At 28.8% G+C, this 2,371-nt stretch carries 3 protein-coding genes and 1 pseudogene; all 4 read right to left on the reverse strand.

Features of this window, described 5'->3' with window-relative positions; all coding sequences use genetic code 11:
* Positions 1-79: 79 nt before the first annotated feature.
* Positions 80-520 carry a hypothetical protein gene (locus ETU08_RS09140; protein WP_146262724.1) on the reverse strand — a complete coding sequence of 147 codons (441 nt, stop codon included), beginning with the start codon at positions 518-520 and terminating at the stop codon, positions 80-82.
* Between the two features lie 23 nt (positions 521-543).
* Positions 544-1,113: a hypothetical protein gene (locus ETU08_RS09145; protein WP_146262725.1), complete on the reverse strand. Its 570-nt coding sequence runs from the start codon at positions 1,111-1,113 to the stop codon at positions 544-546.
* 6 nt (positions 1,114-1,119) lie between these two features.
* Positions 1,120-1,716 carry a T6SS effector amidase Tae4 family protein gene (locus ETU08_RS09150; protein ID WP_146262726.1) on the reverse strand — a complete coding sequence of 199 codons (597 nt, stop codon included), beginning with the start codon at positions 1,714-1,716 and terminating at the stop codon, positions 1,120-1,122.
* Between the two features lie 10 nt (positions 1,717-1,726).
* Positions 1,727-2,371 (reverse strand): annotated as a pseudogene (locus tag ETU08_RS11905) (hypothetical protein); the annotation flags it as partial.

A 2,371-nucleotide genomic window follows, 5' to 3' on the forward strand; every position in this document is an offset into this window, starting at 1 on the left:
TGGTTATCTGTATTGGGGTTGGCTTGGTTCCTTGAGAACATTCTAATTGGGTGTCTTGGATAATTGGATGTGACATTAACTATAAATTAGATTCTTCTTTAAGAAGATTTTTAATATACTTTTTTAATTCTTTTGACTCATAAAATTGATAACAATCATAAAAAATTAAGTTAGGTATTCCCCTTTCTGAATAATAAGTAGAGCCTTTTATATAAAAAGAGTCTGTTTTTGAAGTTATATATTTTCGCAAATCATATAATAATTTATCATTTCTTCCACTTTCATCACCTAACTTTAGTGAAGAAAAATCATTGTAAGCAAGAGTTGTATCTAAATCAATATTTCTATAATTAGTATATAAACAATAATTTAATGAATAGGCTTTTAAAAAATAAATCTTCTCTTTATTATTAATATTTTCTTTTTCTAGCTCATTATATTCCCTAGTTCCTTGATTATTTTGTGAAGGTACTTTAACTAATAAAAAGATAGTTAGTACAATAAAAAATTTTGATTTCATTATTTTATATTGACAACAAAAAATTATTCTGTATATACCTTAGCATAACCAAAATTAAGGTAATCATTTTCGTAGTATATATTTCTCATAAAGTTAGATCTATTATTTATAAATATTTCATATTGCCTTTTCAATTTAGAATCATTAAACAAATCTTTACATGTTTCTAATGTTAATTTCCTATTAGCACTTTCTTTCTTAATATAGTTTTCAAAGAAATATTTTATATTCTCAGTTTTTTCATCTATAAGTCTTGGGAAAACATGACATTTTACAGAATCAACACCTATAGAAGTTTTTTTAGGGGTAATCTGTTCACAAGAATTAAATAAATCTATAGATGTATTTTCAAAATTTATTTTAGCAGAATCAGTACTGTATTTTTCATAACAAAGAGAGCATCCCCATTCTTTAAAATCTTGGTAAGCTTGTTTATCTTTAGAAAGTTTATCAATAATTAAACTATCCCGAACAAGTGTATCTTTAGGGATGGATTTTATTTTATTTTCACTATTGAAAGAGGATAATTTATTTTTTTGTGAACAGTTTATAAAACTAACTAACAATACTAATAGTATTATACAATTTTTCATAATTATCTATTTTAGTTCCCAAAAATACATAGCTTTAGCACTTTTATCATAATGTTTACCAGCAAAAGCTCCTTGGCTCCCCCCAACCCATAAAGTTACATGTCCTCCAGCTCCAAAATCTGTAGGATTTTTTGCTAACATTACATATATTCCTTTTCTATTTCCAACAGAAAGCCCAAATTCTTTTACTGTATAACTAGGACAAGACTTGCCTGTTTCCCAACTACAGAAAACATCGCCCCATGCTTTTTCTAGCCATAATTTCATTTTAGAAGCGGTACTTATAAATCCTTTATTCTTCATAACTCCCTGTCTTGCTACAAAATCTCTACCAATATTATCAATCATTTTTAATTCTACCCCTGACAATACTAAAGCCATAGAGACCTTTGCTGCACAAGCATTATAGAGATAGTATTTTTTATCTAATAAATGAGTGCTCATATCATAATCATCTCCATACATAGATTTGTATAAATCGGGACCGAACATATCTTCTGTAGCGCTTTTTTTAGGGTAATTTTTATATACATCACTCCATTTAGGTCTTATTGGATTAATTGGAGGAGATTCAACTCCCTCTGCTAAAGCTATTATTGCCATATTATTTTATTTAAAAATTAAAAAATCCTTTATTTCTTTTTTTATTTTGATATTTTTTCCACTGTTCTTCTTCCCATTTTTTCCATTCTGCTTGTTTTTTATTTTCCTCTTCTTCTGCTTTAAAATCTTCTTCATCTTGAGGGTCTTCCTTTGTTAAATTTAAAGTATAATCCTTGAAAACATCTTTAAATATAATTTGATTTCCATTATCTACTACTCCTGATAACTCAAGAGTATCTAACTCTTTAGCTAAAGGACTCTCATCAACATTTTTCAAAGTAAGTTTTATAGATTCCCCTGGTTCATAGTTTCGGGTCAATACATGTAAATTCATATCTACATAAAATCTAGACTTATTGGTTAATCTTGTATAATCATCTCCATAAGACCAATACATCTCTACAATCTGCTTCTCCTTTCCATACAAGAAATTCTCAGGCTGCGCCATTCTTCCCATATTCGGAGCCTTATAATCCAAAGTAGTCTTTGCTGAGTATAAAGCACTCGTTCCATGCACATGCATTTGCCCTAAAGCACCCATTTCCGCATTTCCCTTCGTATAAGTAATTAACTTCTGCTTTCCGTAGAGATCTAGGTAGTTCATCGCTTCCACCTCCATACTCTGACTACTATGTAATAGAGTTTTCTTTCCACT

The organism is Apibacter muscae, assembly GCF_007845635.1.
Classification (GTDB): Bacteria; Bacteroidota; Bacteroidia; order Flavobacteriales; family Weeksellaceae; genus Apibacter; species Apibacter muscae.

Coding starts and splice junctions, on each gene's coding strand:
- ETU08_RS09150 (WP_146262726.1), bottom strand. CDS start 1,716: ATGGCAATAATAGCTTTAGCAGAGGGAGTTGAATCTCCTCCAATTAAT.
- ETU08_RS09140 (WP_146262724.1), bottom strand. CDS start 520: ATGAAATCAAAATTTTTTATTGTACTAACTATCTTTTTATTAGTTAAA.
- ETU08_RS09145 (WP_146262725.1), bottom strand. CDS start 1,113: ATGAAAAATTGTATAATACTATTAGTATTGTTAGTTAGTTTTATAAAC.